Here is a 2469-nt window from a genome sequence, read left to right as displayed (position 1 = left end):
GGCGCCCACCATGCCGGTGGGCGCCCCTCGCCGTGTTGCCGTGCCGAGTACCGGAGGCTCAGACCTGACCGGCCTTCTCCAGCGCGGTGCAGCAGGTGTCGACGATCAGCCGCGTCACGACGTACGGGTCGACGTTGGCGTTCGGCCGGCGGTCCTCGATGTAACCCTTCCGGTCCTGCTCGACCTGCCACGGGATGCGGACCGAGGCGCCACGGTTGGAGACGCCGTAGCTGTACTCGTTCCACGGGGCCGTCTCGTGCAGGCCGGTCAGGCGGTCGTCGATGCCCGCGCCGTAGTTCTTGACGTGGTCCATGGGCTTCGAACCCTCACCGAGCGACTCGCACGCGGTGATGATGGCGTCGTAGCCCTCGCGCATCGCCTTCGTGGAGAAGTTGGTGTGCGCGCCCGCGCCGTTCCAGTCGCCCTTGACCGGCTTCGGGTCCAGGGTCGCGGAGACGTCGAAGTCCTCGGCGGTGCGGTACAGCAGCCAGCGGGCGATCCACAGGTGGTCGGAGACCTCCAGGGGGGACACCGGGCCGACCTGGAACTCCCACTGGCCGGGCATGACCTCGGCGTTGATGCCGGAGATGGCGAGGCCCGCCGCCAGGCAGTTGTCCAGGTGCTTCTCGACGATCTCGCGACCGAAGATCTCGTCGGAGCCGACACCGCAGTAGTAGCCGCCCTGCGCGGCCGGGAAGCCGCCTTCGGGGAAGCCGAGCGGACGGTGGCCGTCGAAGAAGGTGTACTCCTGCTCGATGCCGAAGATCGCTTCCTGGCCCTCGAACCGCTCGGCGACCGGGCGCAGCTCCGCACGGGTGTTGGACTCGTGCGGAGTCATGTCGATGTTGAAGACCTCGCACAGGACGAGGATGTCGTCGCCGCCGCGGATCGGGTCCGGACAGGAGAAGACCGGCTTCAGGACCCGGTCGGACGCGTGCCCCTCGGCCTGGTTGGTGCTCGAACCGTCGAAGCCCCAGATCGGCAGCTCCGCCACGCCCTGCGTGGGGGTCCCGGCCATGATCTTCGTCTTGGAACGGAGCTTGGCGGTCGGCTCGGTGCCGTCGATCCAGATGTACTCAGCCTTGAACGTCACGGACGCCATCCTTTGCGGGTGCTGCGGTCTATGGTGCGCAGCTTGGCAAGACGCGATTTCCCGTCCGTTGCCCGTATGTGAACCCCGTGTTACCGGTCTTCCCCGGCGAAGCCGGACAGCAGGTCCACGCCGCCCGGAGGCGTCTCAGCCCGCGTCACATCGGATACGTTCGGCCGCCTGCCGGCCCCCGACGGCAGGCCGCACGGGCCGGCGGGCACCGCGGAGGGGACCCGGGCACACGGGTCCGGCAGGCGAACCGGGCACACTGGCCGCATGACCACACCTGCTGACACCGCACCCGCACCGGCCCCCGGCACCCCGATGCGGATCGGGCTCGTCGGGGCGGGCCCCTGGGCGCGCATGACCCAGGCTCCCGCCCTCGCCGCTCACCCGGGCGCCGTACTGAGCGGTGTCTGGGGCCGCAGGCCGGAGGCGGCGCACGCGCTCGCCGCCGCCCACGGCACCGAGGCGTACACGGACGACACCGGCATCGACGCGCTCCTGGCCGCCAGCGACGCGGTCGCCTTCGCCGTACCGCCGGACGTCCAGGCGCCCCTGGCCGCGCGTGCCGCGGCGGCCGGATGCCACCTGCTGCTGGACAAGCCGGTCGCCACGACGGTGGAGGGGGCGCGGGCGACGGCCGAGGCCGCCGAGCGGGCGGGAGTCGCCTCCGTGGTCTTCTGCACCCTGCGGTTCGCCGCCGGGACGTCCGGGTGGATCGCCGAACAGGCGGCGGCGGGAGGCTGGTTCACCGCCGGTGCCCAGTGGCTCGGAGCCCTGTACGCCCCCGGTACGACCAGCGAGTTCGCCGCCTCGCCGTGGCGCCGCGAGAAGGGTGGCCTGTGGGACGTCGGCCCGCACGCCCTCTCCGTGCTGATCCCCGTCCTCGGCGACGTGACGGAGGTGGTGGCCGCCCGCGGGCCGGCCGACGCGACGCACCTGCTGCTCCGGCACACCTCCGGCGCCTCCAGCACGGTGACGCTCGCGCTGGACGCGCCGGTGGGGGCGGCGGGGACCGAGGTCCAGTTCCGGGGGGAGCGGGGCACGGTGAGCCTGCCCGAGGGTGGCGGTGACGCCCTCGGGGCGTTCGGGGCGGCCGTGGACGCACTGATCGACGCGGCGGCCACAGGGGTGGCCCACCCCTGCGACGTACGGTTCGGGCTGCGCCTCACCGAGGTGCTCGCGCGCGCCGAGGCCCAGCTGGGACCGGTCACGGCCGGCTGAGGCTCCGCGCGCCCTCGGCGGCGTTCGCGTCGGCCGGGGGCCGGGGGGGCCGGCCCCGGGGCGGGCCGGGGGTGGGGGGCGGGGTCCCCGGGGGGCGCCGGCACCGGGGGGGGGGGTACGGCGGCTCCCCCCGGGTGGGCGCGGGCGCCCCC

General features: G+C 73.8%; 2 protein-coding genes. One reads left to right on the top strand and one right to left on the bottom strand.

All coding sequences use genetic code 11. The features are described from left to right. Positions 1 to 58 precede the first annotated feature (58 nt). Positions 59 to 1093 (bottom strand): glutamine synthetase, encoded by a 1035-nt coding sequence (gene glnII, locus ABZ371_RS31630; protein ID WP_358686171.1) that lies wholly within the window; start codon positions 1091 to 1093, stop codon positions 59 to 61. A gap of 273 nt (positions 1094 to 1366) precedes the next feature. Between glnII and ABZ371_RS31625 the strand changes: the two genes are divergently transcribed. Then, positions 1367 to 2317 carry a Gfo/Idh/MocA family oxidoreductase gene (locus ABZ371_RS31625; RefSeq protein WP_358686169.1) on the top strand — a complete coding sequence of 317 codons (951 nt, stop codon included), beginning with the start codon at positions 1367 to 1369 and terminating at the stop codon, positions 2315 to 2317. Positions 2318 to 2469 lie beyond the last annotated feature (152 nt).

It is taken from the genome of Streptomyces sp. NPDC005899 (assembly GCF_040629645.1).
Taxonomy (GTDB): domain Bacteria; phylum Actinomycetota; class Actinomycetes; order Streptomycetales; family Streptomycetaceae; genus Streptomyces.
The sequence above is the reverse complement of the archived record's forward strand: the minus strand, read 5'-3'. Positions and strand labels throughout refer to the sequence as shown.

Excerpts from the sequence above, each read along its gene's own strand:
- ABZ371_RS31625 (WP_358686169.1), top strand. The coding sequence starts at position 1,367 with ATGACCACACCTGCTGACACCGCACCCGCACCGGCCCCCGGCACCCCG.